16 protein-coding genes are annotated in these 15,988 nt (G+C 60.2%); 8 read left to right on the top strand and 8 right to left on the bottom strand.

Annotated elements, in window-relative coordinates; genetic code table 11:
* Positions 1–148: 148 nt before the first annotated feature.
* The 3 genes from fabI to fabA form a co-directional block, all read right to left on the bottom strand.
* Positions 149–961 carry an enoyl-ACP reductase FabI gene (gene fabI / locus FIV03_RS05955; protein WP_023002452.1) on the bottom strand — a complete coding sequence of 271 codons (813 nt, stop codon included), beginning with the start codon at positions 959–961 and terminating at the stop codon, positions 149–151.
* A 10-nt stretch (positions 962–971) separates the two neighbouring features.
* Entirely contained in the window at positions 972–2,195 is a 1,224-nt protein-coding gene (gene fabB, locus FIV03_RS05950) for a beta-ketoacyl-ACP synthase I (RefSeq protein WP_055660265.1), read from the bottom strand.
* 139 nt (positions 2,196–2,334) lie between these two features.
* Positions 2,335–2,841: a 3-hydroxyacyl-[acyl-carrier-protein] dehydratase FabA gene (gene fabA, locus FIV03_RS05945; protein ID WP_023002450.1), complete on the bottom strand. Its 507-nt coding sequence runs from the start codon at positions 2,839–2,841 to the stop codon at positions 2,335–2,337.
* Positions 2,842–3,261: 420 nt separating this feature from the next.
* On the opposite strand from fabA, the gene irrA reads away from it, so the two are divergent.
* A complete protein-coding gene (irrA, locus tag FIV03_RS05940) occupies positions 3,262–3,696 on the top strand; it encodes an iron response transcriptional regulator IrrA (RefSeq protein WP_023002449.1) in 435 nt (144 codons plus the stop codon).
* Between the two features lie 25 nt (positions 3,697–3,721).
* On the opposite strand, the gene FIV03_RS05935 is transcribed toward irrA, so the two are convergent.
* The gene (locus FIV03_RS05935; protein ID WP_158514150.1) at positions 3,722–4,243 is read right to left on the bottom strand and encodes a GNAT family N-acetyltransferase; all 522 of its coding nucleotides are present in this window, start codon (positions 4,241–4,243) and stop codon (positions 3,722–3,724) included.
* Between the two features lie 23 nt (positions 4,244–4,266).
* The gene (gene nth / locus FIV03_RS05930) at positions 4,267–5,082 is read right to left on the bottom strand and encodes an endonuclease III (protein ID WP_173013783.1); all 816 of its coding nucleotides are present in this window, start codon (positions 5,080–5,082) and stop codon (positions 4,267–4,269) included.
* A 22-nt stretch (positions 5,083–5,104) separates the two neighbouring features.
* Between nth and FIV03_RS05925 the strand changes: the two genes are divergently transcribed.
* Complete coding sequence (locus tag FIV03_RS05925) at positions 5,105–5,626, top strand: DUF2244 domain-containing protein (RefSeq protein WP_075282752.1); 522 nt, start codon at positions 5,105–5,107, stop codon at positions 5,624–5,626.
* Here the strand turns inward: FIV03_RS05925 and FIV03_RS05920 are convergent.
* Together FIV03_RS05920 and mutS are read right to left on the bottom strand one after the other, a co-directional pair.
* The gene (locus tag FIV03_RS05920) at positions 5,623–6,810 is read right to left on the bottom strand and encodes an MFS transporter (protein ID WP_152508989.1); all 1,188 of its coding nucleotides are present in this window, start codon (positions 6,808–6,810) and stop codon (positions 5,623–5,625) included. The genes FIV03_RS05925 and FIV03_RS05920 overlap by 4 nt on opposite strands.
* A gap of 184 nt (positions 6,811–6,994) precedes the next feature.
* A complete protein-coding gene (mutS, locus tag FIV03_RS05915) occupies positions 6,995–9,721 on the bottom strand; it encodes a DNA mismatch repair protein MutS (RefSeq protein WP_152508988.1) in 2,727 nt (908 codons plus the stop codon).
* 134 nt (positions 9,722–9,855) lie between these two features.
* Here mutS and FIV03_RS05910 point away from each other — a divergent pair, with 134 nt between their 5' ends.
* From FIV03_RS05910 to FIV03_RS05890, 5 genes are all read left to right on the top strand, one after another.
* The gene (locus FIV03_RS05910; RefSeq protein WP_152508987.1) at positions 9,856–12,138 is read left to right on the top strand and encodes an NADP-dependent malic enzyme; all 2,283 of its coding nucleotides are present in this window, start codon (positions 9,856–9,858) and stop codon (positions 12,136–12,138) included.
* A 175-nt stretch (positions 12,139–12,313) separates the two neighbouring features.
* Positions 12,314–12,601, top strand: a complete 288-nt coding sequence (locus FIV03_RS05905) for a GIY-YIG nuclease family protein (protein WP_152508986.1) — start codon at positions 12,314–12,316, stop codon at positions 12,599–12,601.
* A gap of 227 nt (positions 12,602–12,828) precedes the next feature.
* Positions 12,829–13,485, top strand: coding sequence for a phosphoribosylanthranilate isomerase (locus tag FIV03_RS05900; RefSeq protein ID WP_152508985.1), 657 nt, complete (start codon positions 12,829–12,831; stop codon positions 13,483–13,485).
* Positions 13,486–13,517: 32 nt separating this feature from the next.
* Positions 13,518–14,723 carry a tryptophan synthase subunit beta gene (trpB, locus tag FIV03_RS05895; RefSeq protein WP_152511832.1) on the top strand — a complete coding sequence of 402 codons (1,206 nt, stop codon included), beginning with the start codon at positions 13,518–13,520 and terminating at the stop codon, positions 14,721–14,723.
* A 328-nt stretch (positions 14,724–15,051) separates the two neighbouring features.
* A complete protein-coding gene (locus FIV03_RS05890; RefSeq protein ID WP_023002439.1) occupies positions 15,052–15,222 on the top strand; it encodes a DUF1127 domain-containing protein in 171 nt (56 codons plus the stop codon).
* A gap of 12 nt (positions 15,223–15,234) precedes the next feature.
* Here the strand turns inward: FIV03_RS05890 and FIV03_RS05885 are convergent, their stop codons facing one another.
* Positions 15,235–15,486, bottom strand: coding sequence for a hypothetical protein (locus FIV03_RS05885; RefSeq protein ID WP_152508984.1), 252 nt, complete (start codon positions 15,484–15,486; stop codon positions 15,235–15,237).
* Positions 15,487–15,705: 219 nt separating this feature from the next.
* Here FIV03_RS05885 and FIV03_RS05880 point away from each other — a divergent pair, with 219 nt between their 5' ends.
* Entirely contained in the window at positions 15,706–15,888 is a 183-nt protein-coding gene (locus FIV03_RS05880) for a hypothetical protein (RefSeq protein ID WP_023002437.1), read from the top strand.
* Positions 15,889–15,988: the final 100 nt, after the last annotated feature.

Genomic DNA, 15,988 nt, shown 5'->3' with positions numbered 1-15,988 from the left:
AGCGCTGTCTCGAAGGTTGGGTCACTTGCTCGGGAGTTTGCCGCCCATCCTTCGAGACGAGCCTTCGGCCCTCCTCAGGATGAGGAAAACGGAACAAAAAAGGCGGCCATCCGGCCGCCTTTTGCATGTTTGGATTGTTGTACAGGCCTCAGTCGGCCTGAACTTCCTGAACCTTGAGCTCTTCCAGACGCGGCATCGACATGATGTTGTAGCCACTGTCGACAAAGTGCACTTCGCCGGTCACGCCACCGGAAAGATCCGACAGGAGATAGAGGCCGGTTCCGCCGATTTCGTCCAGGGAAACGGTCCGGCAGAGCGGAGAATTGCGCTTCTGGAAGTTGAACATCAGGCGGGCGTCGGAAACGCCGGATCCTGCTAGGGTCCGAACCGGGCCCGCGGAAATCGCGTTCACGCGGATGTTCTGCTCACCGTAGTCCACCGCAAGGTAACGGACGGAAGATTCCAGAGCAGCCTTGGCAACGCCCATCACGTTGTAGTTCGGCATGACCTTGGTGGAACCACCATAGGTCAGCGTCACCATGGAACCGCCATTGGTCATCAGAGCGGCAGCCCGCTTGGCGATCTCGGTGAAGGAGAAACAGGAGATCAGCATGGTGCGGGAGAAATTCTCCCGCGTGGTGTCGGCGTATTTCCCGCGCAGTTCCGTCTTGTCGGAAAAGGCGATCGCATGCACCAGGAAGTCGATGCTGCCCCACTCTTCCTTCAACGTGTCGAACACGCTGTCGACCGATGCAATGTCTTCCACGTCGCACGGCACAAGAATCTTGGAACCGACGGAATCCGCCAGCGGCTTGGTACGGCGGCCGAAAGCCTCTCCCTGATAGGTGAAGGCAAGTTCGGCACCATGATCGGCGAGCGTCTTGGCAATACCCCAGGCAATGGAGTGGTCGTTGGCAACGCCCATGATCAGGCCGCGTTTGCCCTTCATCAGATCAGACATTCAAAACTCCTCAGCCGTGAAAGCGCGACAGCGCGAGCGACGCGTTGGTGCCGCCAAAGCCGAAGCTGTTGGAAAGAACCGTGTCGAGGCCTGCATTGTCCACGCGCTCGGTCACGATCTCGCCCGGCTTCAGGGCCGGATCCAGCTCGTTGATGTTGGCAGACGCGGTCATGAAGTCGTTCTGCAGCATCAGCAGGCAGTAAATGGCTTCCTGAACGCCGGTCGCACCCAGGCTGTGGCCGGTGAGCGATTTGGTCGAAGACACCGGCGGCTGGTTTTCACCGAACACGCGGCGGATCGCTTCGATTTCGCCGATATCGCCGACGGGTGTCGAAGTGCCGTGGCTGTTGATGTAGTTGACCTTGCGGTCGCCCAGGGTCGAGGTGGCAAGGCGCATGCAGCGCTCGCCGCCCTCACCGGAAGGTGCCACCATGTCGTAGCCGTCGGAGTTGGCTGCGTAGCCGGTAACCTCGGCATAGATTTTCGCGCCGCGCGCCTTGGCGTGTTCCAGTTCTTCCAGAACCACCACGCCGCCACCACCGGCGATCACGAAGCCGTCGCGGGTCGCGTCATAGGCCCGCGATGCGGTCTGAGGCGTATCGTTGTACTTGGAGGACATGGCGCCCATGGCGTCGAACAGACAGGACAGGGTCCAGTCGAGTTCCTCACCGCCACCGGCAAACATCACGTCCTGCTTGCCGAACTGGATCTGTTCGGTGGCTGCACCGATGCAATGTGCCGAGGTGGAGCAGGCCGACGTGATGGAATAGTTGATGCCCTTGATCTTGAACGGCGTCGCCAGGCAGGCAGAGTTGGTGGAGCTCATGCCGCGGGTCACCATGAACGGGCCCATGCGCTTGGGAGACCCTTTTTCCAGCACGATCTGGTGCGCCTGGAACAGGTTCTTGGTCGACGGACCACCGGAACCCATGATCAGGCCGGTGCGCGGGTTGGAGATGTCGGACTCTTCCAGACCGCTGTCGGCAATCGCCTGCTGCATGGAGATGTAGTTATAGGCGGCACCGTCGCCCATGAAGCGCAGCTGGCGCTTGTCGATGAGCGAAGCGATATCGACATTCGGCATGCCGTGTACCTGGCTTCTGAAGCCGTGTTCCGCGTAATCCGGAGCGAAGCTGATGCCGGACTTGCCTTCTCGAAGGCTGGACAGCACTTCTTCGGTGTTTGCTCCGATGGACGACACGATACCCATGCCGGTGACGACAACGCGTCTCATTGCGGTCTCCTATTGTCTTGACTGCACCACAGCTCTCAGGGTGTGTGTCGAGAGCCTGCAGGCACATACATAATATGCAAACCGGCGCCCCCAATGAAAAAGAAGCGCCGGTGCCATCAATTGATCCTGCGAACGGGTGTCAGGTCTTTGCCAGGCCGACGCGCAAATCGGTCGCCTTGTAAATCTGTTCACCGTCCGCCTTCAACCAGCCGTCGGCAATGCCGAGAACCAGGCGACCCTTCATGACCCGCTTGAAGTCGACACCGTATTCCACCAGCTTCACGTCCGGCGTAACCATGCCCTTGAACTTCACTTCACCGGTCGACAGGGCCATGCCCTTGCCTTCAAGGCCAAGCCAGCCAAGGAAGAAACCGGTCAGCTGCCACAGGGCGTCGAGACCAAGGCAGCCCGGCATGACCGGATTTCCCTGGAAATGGCACGGGAAGAACCAGAGATCCGGCTTGATGTCGAACTCGGCGCGAGCGAACCCCTTGTCGAATTCGCCACCGGTTTCGGAAAGTTCCGTGATCCGGTCGAACATCAGCATCGGGGGAAGAGGCAGCTGGGCATTGCCCGGGCCAAACAGCTCGCCGCGGCCGCAGGCGAGAAGTGCTTCATAATCGTAGCTGGAGCGGCGATCGGTCATTCGGGATCCGTGTTTTGTCTCCTGCCAGGGAATTTCCCAGGGCAGGTTCGGTTTGTTTTCGGTTCGTTTGAGGCGCCTTCCTAACACAGGGGAACCATGACCGAAAGATGTCACTTGCGCGAAGTTACTCGGTTTTTTCGGGCGTTTCGCCAAGTTTTGTGCGTATTCGACCTAATCTGTGCATCCGGTTCCGGGACACCGGCTTGCAGCTGTTTGGTCAGCGCTTGCACGAACCTTCCGAACGCGCCGCAGTTGCGCCCTGATTTCCGCTCAGGTTGCCCTTTACGTTTAAAACTTGCATCTTGGGTACAAGAAATGGCAGATATAGGCCAATGTTAGTGAAAACGGCCCGGCGCAACGTTTGCGCGGCACATATTTGCGCCGTTTCAAGAAGCGACCCTGGACCTGGATCGGATCGGAATGACAACACTTGTGGTGCATGAAACCGGCGACAAGAAGAATGTGACCGACATGCTTCGGTCTGCAGGCCTCCGGCCGACGCGCCAGCGTGTCTCGCTTGCAGAAATTCTGTACTCCCGGGGCGATCGCCACATCTCGGCCGAGCTGCTTCATGAAGAGGCGGTCGACGCCGATGTGCCGGTCTCTCTCGCCACGGTCTACAACACGCTGCACCAGTTCACCGAGGCCGGTCTGCTGCGCGAAGTCGCGATCGACGGCAACAAGACCTACTTCGACACCAATGTGTCCGACCACCATCACTTCTTCATCGAAGGCGAAAACCGGGTGATCGACATTCCGGGCGAAGGCGTGGGCATCGGCGCTCTGCCGAAAGCACCCGAAGGCATGGAAATCGTTCGTGTCGACGTGGTCGTACGCGTTCGCGAGAAACGCTGATCGTCGCGATTGATTGCGGCGGCCCTCAGGCCAGACCGCTTTCCACATAACGCAATTTCCATTCGTAATAGTCGGAGGTCGTCCCGATCTCCGCCAGATGACGCTGGCCATCCGGCTCGAAGCCAAGTTTCTTCAGGAGGTTGGCGGAGCGGACGTTTTCCGGATGCGTGATCGCGCACAGCGTGCGCAGCTTCAGTTCCCGGGTAACGAAGTCCAGCACGCTCTGCCCGGCCTCGCGCCCGAACCCCTTTCCGCGGTGGTCTTCCAGAAAGGCAAAGCCAAGGTCCGGGTACTTCAGTTCCTTGCGCACCACCAGACCGCACACACCAACCGGTGTAAGCGACGGTTTCAGATCCAGGATCCAGAGCCCGACCCCATGGGCGGCAAAGCGCGCCAGCGTCTTGTTCTTGATGTAGTTGGCCGCGTCTTCCTCGGTCTTGATACCGTGGTCGGCGATAAATCGGATGTAATCCGGCTCATTCATGAGCTGGTGGTAAAAAGCGGCATCATTGCTGGAAGGCAAGCGGAAGCGAAGCCTCTCGCTCACGGGAAATGGTCCAAGCGGGAAACTCACGCAACTGTTTCCTTTTCAATAAGGGCTTTGGTGCGCAGGGCAATATCCGGCACCGCATCAAAAAGTTCTTTCTCCGTGCTCCGGCACAGATCGTAAATCACACAACGCCGGCACTCCGGTTTGCGCGCCTTGCAGATGTAACGGCCATGCAGGATGAGCCAGTGGTGGGCATGGAGCGCAAATTCCACCGGCACGACTTTCTCCATGGCTTTTTCCACATCGAGAGGCGTCTTGCCCGGGGCAATGCCTATGCGGTTGCCGAGGCGAAACAGATGCGTGTCGACGGCAATGGTCGGGTGACCGAAGAAGATGTTCAGAACCACATTCGCGGTCTTGCGGCCGACACCGGGCAGCGCTTCCAGCGCTTCGCGGTCTTCCGGAACTTCGCCGCCATGGTCGCGGATCAGCTGCTCGGACAACAGGATGACGTTCTTGGCCTTGTTCTTGTAAAGGCCGATCGTCTTTATTTCTTCCCGCACCCGGTCCTCCCCGAGCGCCACCATCTTTTCCGGTGTGTCGGCAATCTGGAACAGGTGTCTTGTTGCCCGGTTCACACCAACGTCGGTCGCCTGGGCCGACAGCACCACGGCAACCAGAAGCGTGAAAGCATTGACATAATCCAGTTCGCCCTTTGGTTCCGGGTTGTCGGCATGGAAGCGCTGGAAGATCGCAAAGGTTTCCGCTTTCGTATAGCGGGACCGTTTCAACACCTTGCCGGGGTTGTCCACGGAGGGTGCTTTTCTCCGGGTCTGTTTGGATTTTGCGGGCCGGCGTGGTGCCGCAGTCCTGGAAGGGCTCTTTGCTTGCGTCATCTTCTCTCTATAATCATGCCTCATGAGCGAGAACAATCCGAAACCCCTGCGGGATGGCGAATTGCCGGATCAGGACCGGCCGTTTTTCACTGCCGTTCTGACCCCTCACCGGTCTCTGGGGCCAAACGGATTCCTGGTTCTCATGTGCTTCTTCGGCGGTGTCAGTTTCATCGCCGGTATTCTGTTTCTGCGTATCGGCGCCTGGCCGGTTTTCGGGTTCTTCGGACTTGATATCGCGCTGCTCTGGTTTGCCTTTCGGATGAACTACCACTCCGCACGAACTTTCGAGGAAGTGGTTGTCTCGCGGCACGAGATTGCGATCCGCAAGGTTGGCCCGGGCAAGAAATACCAAGAATACCGTTTCAATCCCTTCTGGGTCCGCCTGACGGTGGACCGGATCGAGGACGAAGGGGTCGTCAAGGTGACCCTCCTCAGCCGGGGTGAACAGGTCGATCTCGGCAATTTCCTGAATCCCGATGACAGAACGAGTTTTGCCGGTGCCATGGCCAATGCGTTGTCCGTCGCCAAGTCAGGCGGTGTCTAGGCTCCTTCTTCAATGACTTTGGGTTGAACCTTGAGCGTTGCAAGCAGAACGGCCAGAGCCGCGGTTGCCGAAAGCGCTGCGGTGTAAAGCACGGTCTGAAAGCTGGCCGCACTGGCGATGAAACCCATCGAAATGCTGCCGATCATGCCGCCGAGGAACAGGCTGTTCATGTAAACCGCCGTTGCCCGGCCCGGCCGGTCCGGTGCGAAGCTCTGCACGAAGCTGATCGCGACACCGGCAAACAGGCCATAATAAGTCCCTTCCAGCACAGCGATGGCCAGCACCTGCCAGAGCGCGGTCACCTGGGCAAACAGCACCATGCTGACCGCGGCAAGGCACGCCGCCAGCATCAGCACCTGCCGAATGCCGATGCGCTCGGCAAGGCGAACCGAGCCGAAGATGACAAAGACTTCCAGCAGGCATTTGACCGACAGTGCCAGGCCTGGCGTTGCACCGGGCAGATGTGTTTCCTGCACGAAGAACAGCGGCATCGCCGAGACGAACAGCGAATTGGTGATGACAAAGCCAAGGCATGTCAGCCCGGCAATCTGAAGACCCCAGTTGATCGGCGCCTTGCCGTTTGTCTTGGAACGCTCTCGTGCTGACCTGAAGTCCGCCGGAACGACAATGTACCAGAGCATCAGGTAGACAATGCCGATCGCAAAGGCGCACAGGAAGGCGGCGGCAAAACCGAAGGCCGCAACCACCGAAAAGGAGACCGCCGGCCCGATCATCCACGCAAGTGAAACCATCATGCGCAGCCAGGAATTGACCCTGGCAACGTCCATGCCCTCCTGTTCGGCAAAAAGGCGGCCGAAGGTAAAGACGACGCCCGCGCCCATGTTGGATAGGCTCATAAGGGGGGCGATCAGGACGAGCAGCATCACCAGACTGCTGATCTGGGTCAGCAGTGCGGCGAGCGTAATATAGGCGACAACAGAGACGACCAGCAGGCTCTTGACCGGGAAACGGTTGTCCAGCCGTTCGCCTGCCCATCGATTGACGGCCAGCGTCAGCGGCATCACCAGACCGGAGTAAAGACCCACCTGCCAGGGTTCGGCGCCCAGCCCTTCCACAATGAAAAAACTCATCAGCGGCACCAGCGCCGAAACGCCGAGGCTGTTGGTGAATTGAAGAAGCAGAATCAGCAATGCCTGTCGAGGCAGTTGCAGGAGGGACAACATGACGATCGCCGGAAAAGTGAAATAAGCAAGAATTACAACCTAACTGGGTTGTATCGCCCCGTCACCGCTTTTTTTGCCGAACGCGCGTCTGCCGATTGCGCAACCCGTTTTGGAAAGTTTCGAAAACCAGACAATCCCTAACGCTATCGTCACTCAAATCAGCGGCACAATTCGAACCTGACAACTAGTCGTCCGGGGTCAATCGCAATGTCTTCAGCCGGTACAGCGCTTCCAGCGCTTCGCGCGGGGTCATGTCATCCGGATTGATTGCCTCAAGAGCGATCGAGATGGGATCGGGTTCCGCAAACCCTGCCGGAGCGCTGGGCGCAGGTGCGGTCAGGCTTGCGAAAAGCGGCAGTTCGTCGATCAGGCTCTCAGCCGGCGAGCGGCGGTCCTGCTCTTCCAGCTGGCTGAGCACCTGCTTGGATCTTTCGACGACGGATACCGGCAGACCAGCCAGCTTGGCCACTTGAATGCCGTAGGATCGGTCGGCTGCACCGGGAACGATCTCGTGCAGGAAGATAACGTCGCCCTTCCATTCCTTCACCGAGACGGTGGCATTTGAAAGCCGGGCCAGCTTGCCTGAAAGGGCAGTCAGTTCGTGGTAGTGGGTCGCAAACAGGGCACGGGACCTGTTGACCTCATGAAGATGTTCGATCGTCGCCCAAGCAATGGACAGGCCGTCGAACGTCGCGGTACCACGGCCGATTTCGTCCAGGATCACGAGTGAGCGGTCACCGGCCTGATTGAGGATCGCGGCGGTCTCGACCATCTCGACCATGAAGGTGGATCGGCCGCGCGCAAGATCGTCTGCCGCGCCGACGCGGGAGAACAACCTGTCGACCACGCCGATATGGGCTGCTGCTGCCGGCACATATCCGCCCATCTGGGCCATCACGGCAATCAGTGCGTTCTGGCGCAGGAAAGTCGATTTACCGGCCATGTTCGGACCGGTAATCAGCCAGATATGGCCGATATCCTCGTCCGCTTCCGGACCGAGATTGGCATCATTGGCAACAAAACTGTCGCCGCCGGATTTCTTCAGCGCCTTTTCGACCACCGGATGACGTCCACCCTTGATGTCGAAGGCGCGGCTGTCATCGACCACGGGCCGGACATAGCTTTCTTCCTGGGCAAGCTTCGCAAGCCCGGCCGAAACATCCAGAATGCTGAGGCCGTGGGCGGCGGCCTTGATTGCTTCCCCTGCGTCGATGATCGCCTTGGCAAGCCGGTCGAAGATTTCCAGCTCGATGGCAAGCGAACGTTCGCCGGCACTTGCGATCTTCGATTCCAGATCCGCCAGCTCCGTGGTGGTGAAGCGCATGGCGCCGGCCATGGTCTGGCGGTGGATGAACCGTCCAGGATCTGCGGTCAGCTTTTCCGTCTGCGCGGACGGCGCTTCGATGAACCAGCCGAGCACGTTGTTGTGCTTGATCTTCAGCGACCTCAGGCCGAGTTCTTCCGAATAATCAGCCTGGAGCTTTGCGATCACCTTTCGGCTTTCGTCGCGCAGGGAGCGCAGTTCGTCCAGATCGGCGTTGTAACCGGTGGCGATGAAACCGCCGTCGCGTTTCAGAAGCGGCGGCTCTTCTTTCAGTGCCGTCGTCAATTCGCTGCCGAGATCGTGCGGAGCCTGTTCAAGACTGGCGCGCGCAGCAGCGATTTCCGCCGGAATCGTTCCCGCCGTCGCACTGGTCTGGTCGAGCACTGCCCGCGCGGCCTCAAGCCCCTGGGCAACCGACAGGATATCGCGCGGCCCGCCGCGGTTGAGCGCGATCCGCGACAGGGCCCGGGCCATGTCCGGGGCGCCTTTCAGCGTCTGGCGCAGGCCTTCGCGCATGATTTCGTTTTCAAGAAAGAAGGCAACGCCGTCGAGCCTGTGCTGGATCGCATCCACGTTGACCAGCGGTCCGGCCAGGCGGCTGGCGAGCAGGCGTGAGCCGCCGCCTGTCACTGTCCGGTCGATCGTCGCCAGCAGCGAGCCCTGCTTTTCGCCGGAAAGCGTGCGGGACAGCTCCAGATTGGCCCGGGTTGCCGGATCGATCAGCATGCGCCCGGCGCCGGCCTCGCGCACGGGCGGATCCAGCGGAGGGCGTTCGCCGAGCTGGGTCTTCTCCACATAGGCAAGAATGCCGGCGGCGGCGGAAAGCTCCGCCCGGCTGAAGGTGCCGAAGCCGTCGAGGGTCTTTACACCAAAGTAATGCGCAAGCCGGTCCGTGGCGGTGGAACTGTCGAAAAAGGCACGCGGCACCGGCGACAGCGCACCTCCCGCCTGTTCGGCGGTCAGGCGCAACTCGCTTTCCTGCAGCAGATTGTCCGACAGGATGAGTTCGCGCGGGGAAACCTGGGCAAGATCGGCGGCAAGGCGCTGATGATCGGTTTCCGACACCTGGAAGGAGCCGGTGGACATGTCGATCCAGGCAAGACCGTAGACCGCACTGCCGTCCAGCGAACCGCCCTTCAACCGGGTCAGCGCCATCAGGTAGTTGTTGGCACCGGCATCCAGCAGGCGCTCTTCCGTCAGCGTTCCGGGGGTGACGAGACGCACGACATCGCGCCGGACGACGGATTTGGAGCCGCGCTTCTTGGCCTCGGCCGGATCTTCCGTCTGTTCGCAGACCGATACCCGGTGCCCCTTGGCAATCAGCTTGTTGAGATAGTCGTCGGCTGCATGCACCGGCACCCCGCACATCGGAATGTCGGCACCCTGGTGCTTGCCGCGCTTGGTCAGCGTGATGCCGAGCGCGGCGGAGGCAACTTCGGCGTCTTCGAAAAACAGTTCGTAGAAATCGCCCATCCGGTAGAACAGAAGGCTGTCCGGATTGGCAGCCTTGATCTCCAGGAACTGGGCCATCATTGGCGTGACCTTGCTGTCCGCCGGGGTGATTTCTTGCGCGCTCTGTCCACTCATGCCTGATACCTAGCAAACTGAGCGGACCATTCCACCAAGGGCCTATTCCATCTTGGCTTGAGGCTTCATTTTCCAGGGGATAAGGTCGTGCTCCCGCCCCGTAAAGAGAGCGCGCAAGAGGAAACGCCCAAACCATGTCCGCCGACAAGAAACCGACCAAGACCAATGTCAGCTTCACCGACCAGGAAGCGCTGCAATTCCACCAGGAAGGCCGCCCCGGGAAGCTGGAAATTGCGCCCACCAAACCGATGGCGACCCAGCGCGACCTGTCGCTGGCCTATTCGCCCGGCGTGGCGGTGCCGGTGCGGTCGATCGCGGAAGACCCCAGCCGTGCCTACGACTACACCACCAAGGGCAACATGGTTGCGGTGATTTCCAACGGCACGGCCATTCTGGGCCTCGGCAATCTGGGCGCGCTTGCCTCAAAGCCGGTGATGGAAGGCAAGTCCGTCCTGTTCAAGCGCTTTGCCGACGTCGATTCCATCGATCTGGAAGTCGATACCGAAGAGGTCGATGAATTCATCAATGCGGTCCGTTATCTCGGTCCTTCCTTCGGCGGGATCAACCTGGAGGACATCAAGGCACCGGACTGTTTCATCATCGAACAGCGTCTGCGCGAACTGATGAACATTCCCGTCTTCCATGACGACCAGCATGGCACGGCCATCATCGCGGCGGCGGGTCTCATCAACGCCCTTCACCTGACCGGTCGCGACATGAAGGACACCAAGGTGGTCTGCAATGGCGCGGGCGCGGCCGGCATTGCCTGCATCGAACTCGTGAAGGCAATGGGCATTCCGAACGAGAACGTCACTTTGTGCGACACCAAGGGTATCATCTACAAGGGCCGCGAAGAGGGCATGAACCAATGGAAGTCCGCCCATGCGGTCGAAACCAAGGCACGCTCGCTCTATGACGCCCTCAAGGGTGCGGATGTCTTCTTCGGCGTTTCTGCAAAGGGCGCGCTGACGCCCGACATGCTGCGGGTCATGGCACCGAACCCGATCATTTTCGCCATGGCCAACCCGGACCCGGAAATCACGCCGGAAGAGGCGGCGGAAGTGCGCGACGATGCAATTGTCGCGACCGGGCGTTCGGACTATCCGAACCAGGTCAACAACGTGCTCGGCTTTCCCTATATTTTCCGCGGCGCGCTTGATGTTCAAGCCACCACGATCAACGACGCCATGAAAGTTGCCTGCGCGCACGCACTGGCAGAACTGGCGCGTGAGGAAGTGCCGGACGAGGTCGCCGCGGCCTATCGGGGCAACCGGCCGAAGTTCGGTCCGGAATACATCATTCCGGTCCCCTTCGATCCGCGCCTGATCCACACCATTCCGCCCGCGGTCGCCCAGGCTGCGATGGAGTCCGGCGTCGCCCGCAAGCCGATTGTCGATATGGAGGCCTACAAGCACCAGCTCTCCGCCCGCCGCGATCCTGTCGCCGGCACCTTGCAGCGGATCTTCTCCAAGGTGCGCCAGCAGCCCAAGCGCGTCGTCTTCGCCGAGGGCGAGGAAGAACCGGTCATCCGCGCAGCGACAAGCTTCGTGTCGCAGGGCCTGGGTGAGGCCATCCTGATCGGCCGCGAAGACGAGATCAAATCCATGGCCGAACACGCCGGTATCGACATCGACCGGCCGGGCATTTCCATCCAGAACGCGCGGCTTTCCAACCGCAACAGCGACTATGCGCAGTACCTCTACGGCCGCCTGCAGCGCCGGGGCTATTTGCTGCGCGACTGCCAGCGCATGGTCAACAACGACCGCAACTACTGGGGTGCGATCATGGTCGCGCGCGGCGACGCCGATGCCATGGTGACCGGCCTGACGCGGAACTATTCCGTCGCCCTCGATACCGTGAAGGCCACCATCGATCCGAAGCCCGGTCACCGGGTCATCGGCGTGTCGCTGGCACTGGCCCGCGGCCGTACCGTGCTGATCGCCGATACGGCGGTGATCGACATGCCGACATCGGAAGAACTGGCGGACATCGCCGAGGAAGCGGCGCATGTCGCACGCAAGTTCGGCTACGAACCGCGTGTTGCCATGCTGGCCTATTCCACCTTCGGCCACCCGAAAGGCGAACGCTCGGAAAAGGTCATCGAGGCGGTCAAGATCCTCGAACGCCGCCGCGTTGACTTTGAATTCGACGGCGAAATGGCCGCCGACATCGCGCTCAACATGGACCGGATGGCCGCCTATCCGTTCTGCCGCCTGTCGGGTCCGGCCAACGTTCTGGTCATGCCGGCGTTCCACTCGGCATCCATCTCCACCAAGATGTTGCAGGAACTGGGCGGCGCCACGGTCATCGGCCCGCTGCTCGTCGGCTTCGACAAGTCGATCCAGATCGTTCCCCTTGGCGCCAAGGACAGCGACATCGTCAACATGGCGGCCATCGCGGCGTTCAATGTGACGTGAGGTGGTTGATTGTTCCGCTGAATTGGGGGCGCCCCGATCCCGGATCTCCGCTGCGCTGCGTCCGGGATGACGAAGATAGGTCTGGTAAAACCTTTCAGTCGTCATCCCGGGCAAGCAAAGCGCGACCCGGGATCGGGGAGCCACCCAACCTCTCGAAACCCGGAGTGACCATCGTTTGACAGCCTGGGTCTACATCCTTGCCTCGCGACCGTTCGAAACTCTTTACACGGGCGTAACGACGGACTTGGCCCGCCGGGTTTACGAGCACCGCGAAGGTCTGATTGAGGGTTTTTCCAACCGATACGGTACGAAATCCCTGGTCTGGTACGAACAGCACGAAGAGACCGGGGCTGCGATTGCCCGCGAAAAACAGATCAAGCGTTGGCGCCGGCAATGGAAATTCGATCTGATCGAGGAGATGAACCCGGACTGGCAGGATCTGTATCTGGTTCTAAATCAGTAACAACTACCTTGATCTCTCGGTCGTCATCCCGGACGCAGCGTAGCGAAGATCCGGGATCGGGGAGCCCCAATGCGCTGCGGCAACACAAATGGAAATCCAAAGTCCGGTGTCTCGTCGTAATCGCAAGTCACTCGATAGAGGGGCGATAGCGTGCAATTGCGCCTTTTCGCTTCACGACAGCTAATCTTTTTTGACAAACCCTGCCCCAACGGCGATACCTCGAAACCATGTCGGATATTAAAGTCAAAATCTGCGGTCTTTCGACCGAGGACACCATGGCGGCGGCGCTGGATGCCGGTGCGGATATGGTCGGGTTGATGTTCTTCCCGAAGAGCCCGCGTCATGTGTCGCTCAGCCAGGCCTGCCGGCTGGCCGATATGGCGCGCGGCCGGGCGGAGATCGTGGCGGTAACCGTCAACATGGATCTCGACGGCCTGTCCCGTATCAACGAGCTTGTGAAGCCCGATACGTTCCAGTTTCATGGCGACGAAGCTCCGGAAGCCCTGGCAGCGGCCAAGGTGATGCAGGGCACCAAGGTCATGAAGGCGATTTCGATTTCCGACCGTTCAGATCTGGAGCAGGCGCACTATTATGCTGTTGTGGCAGATCGTCTCCTATTCGATGCCAAGCCGCCGAAAGGGTCCGAACTGCCGGGCGGCAACGGCGTGTCCTACGACTGGACGATCCTGAAAGACCTTGACCTGAAGAAGCCCTTCATGCTTTCCGGAGGACTTGATCCGGAGAACGTCGCCGAGGCGATCCGTTTGAGCGGCGTCAGCGAGGTGGATGTTTCCTCCGGCGTCGAGCGAGAAAAGGGCGTCAAGGACAGTGATCTCATTCGCGCATTCTTGGCGGCGGCCAAGGGCGTCAAGGTTCCGGGCTGAACCCCGGGTGAAGGAGTAAACGCGTGAACGATATGGCTAACAGCATCCGGACCGGTCCGGACGATCGCGGGCATTTCGGTATTTTTGGCGGCCGCTATGTTGCCGAAACGCTGATGCCGCTGATCCTGGACCTGGAACAGCACTACAAGGACGCCAAGAACGATCCGGCTTTCAAGGCCGAGATTGAGACGCTGAACAAGCACTACACCGGCCGTCCGTCGCCGCTTTATTTTGCCGAGCGCCTGACGAAGGAACTCGGCGGTGCCAAGGTCTATTTCAAGCGTGATGAGCTGAACCACACCGGATCGCACAAGATCAACAACTGCGTTGGTCAGATCCTGCTCGCCAAGCGCATGGGCAAGACCCGTATCATCGCGGAAACCGGCGCCGGTCAGCACGGTGTCGCGACGGCGACAGTCTGTGCCCGCTTCGGCCTGCCCTGCGTTGTCTACATGGGCAAGACTGACGTGGAACGGCAGAAGCCGAACGTCTTCCGCATGAAACTTCTGGGCGCGGAAATCGTGCCGGTGACCGCCGGTGCCGGCACCTTGAAGGACGCCATGAACGAGGCGTTGCGCGACTGGGTGACCAACGTCGAGGACACCTACTACCTGATCGGTACCGCCGCTGGCCCGCATCCCTATCCGGAAATGGTGCGCGACTTCCAGTCGGTGATCGGCAAGGAACTGCGCGAACAGATGATGGAAGCCGAAGGCCGGCTGCCGGATGCGCTGGTTGCCGCGGTCGGTGGTGGTTCCAATGCCATTGGCCTGTTCCATCCGTTCCTGGACGACAAGGACGTCAAGATTTACGGCGTCGAAGCTGGTGGTCGCGGCCTGCAGGGGGAAGAGCACTGCGCTTCGCTCACTGCAGGCAAGCCGGGCGTTCTGCACGGCAACCGCACCTACCTGCTGCAGGACGACGACGGCCAGATCCTGGAAGGTCACTCGATTTCCGCCGGTCTCGATTATCCCGGCATCGGGCCGGAGCATTCCTGGCTGAAGGAAATCGGCCGTGTGGACTATGTACCGGTCATGGACGACGAGGCTCTGGACGCTTTCCAGATGCTGACGCGCGTTGAAGGCATCATCCCGGCGCTGGAGCCGTCTCATGCGCTGGCTCACGTCGTGAAACTGGCCCCGCAGATGGACAAGGACCAGATCATCGTCATGAACCTGTGCGGCCGGGGCGACAAGGACGTCTTTGCCGTCGGCCAGATGCTGGGCTTCGATCTCTGACAGCCCGCCTCGAACGGAATCCCGGAAAACCGCGTATCGAAAGGTGCGCGGTTTTTCTTTTGGCTGTTCCGGAGTGTCATCCCCTCTGCCATGAGAAAGACCTGGCGCCTTCTGGTCATCAATGCGGGTTTTGGATAGGGCCGACGTTCCGCTTTGGCCGGGATGACAACGCGGTTTGCCACCGGCCCCTAACGCCAGTTAACCAGCCCCGCCAGTTTGGAAATGCTGCAATGCAAACTTGTGCGTTGTGAATCCGCCGGGAAAGACTAAATCAGCCGCGAATGAAACAGGGTCGGCGCTATTGCCGGCCGCTTGAGGAAACCCCGAAATGGCTTTCGATCTTCTGACCGGCTTCGTCCGCGACTTTCGCGCTTCCCGCAAGGTTGCCGGCGAAATCGCACGCATGAACCACCTGAACGACGCCCAGCTTGCCGATCTCGGCCTGGAACGCAGCGAAATCACCAGCCGCGCCTTCGCCCGTCATTTCAAACGGCGCTAAGGCTGCAGCCGGTCAGGCGCTGCGTTTGTAGGCGGCGCGCGGTGGCACGGCTATGGGTTTTGCCGTCAACATGGCTTCCAGCAACTGCTGGCGGCCCCGGGCGTCCAGACCGGTCGCCTGTTGTGCCAGCGCCGGGTCTGATTGCTCGGAAGAAACTTCGGCAACACCCTTGCGCTGGGCAAAACCCAGGTGAAAATCCCTCATCCGGCGCCACAGCTTTTCAGTGAAAGGCTGAGGAGCGGGTTCGAACAGGGAATGGGCCATTTTCAGCTCCTTATTTGTTTGGTGGCTCAGTGGTTCGTTTTACAATAGGTGCACGCAGTGCATTTTTCTAGGCGCAATTTGTGCACATTTCGCCTATCAGCCATGCATTTTTCGCGGATCTGACCTGCGCTTCCACCGCTTGCTGCACTGCAAAAAACCCATAAGGTGCGGCTCGGTTGCGATTCCGGATCGCGGCATCAGTCTTTTTTGGTTTTTGAGATGAGCACCTTGCAGGCCCTCCATATCAGCGCGCCATCGGCAGCGCCCCTCGCCACCGTGTTTCGCGGTGCCGGAAACCCGTTCACGCGCTCCGGCCGGGCGAAGCCCATGGGCAGCGAACATGTCTACCGGGCGGATGCCGCCCTGCGCGCTATCGGCCTGATCGACTATCCAAGCCGCTGACCGGTCTGGGTTCGGAGCCTGTTTCAACGCCCCGAATCTGCATGAGACAATTGACATTGCACGCACTGCCCCCGTACATCGCTGAAACGGAAACGCCCCG

The sequence above is a fragment of the Labrenzia sp. THAF187b genome (assembly GCF_009363375.1).
GTDB classification, from domain to species: Bacteria; Pseudomonadota; Alphaproteobacteria; order Rhizobiales; family Stappiaceae; genus Roseibium; species Roseibium algicola.
The sequence above is the reverse complement of the archived record's forward strand: the minus strand, read 5'-3'. Positions and strand labels throughout refer to the sequence as shown.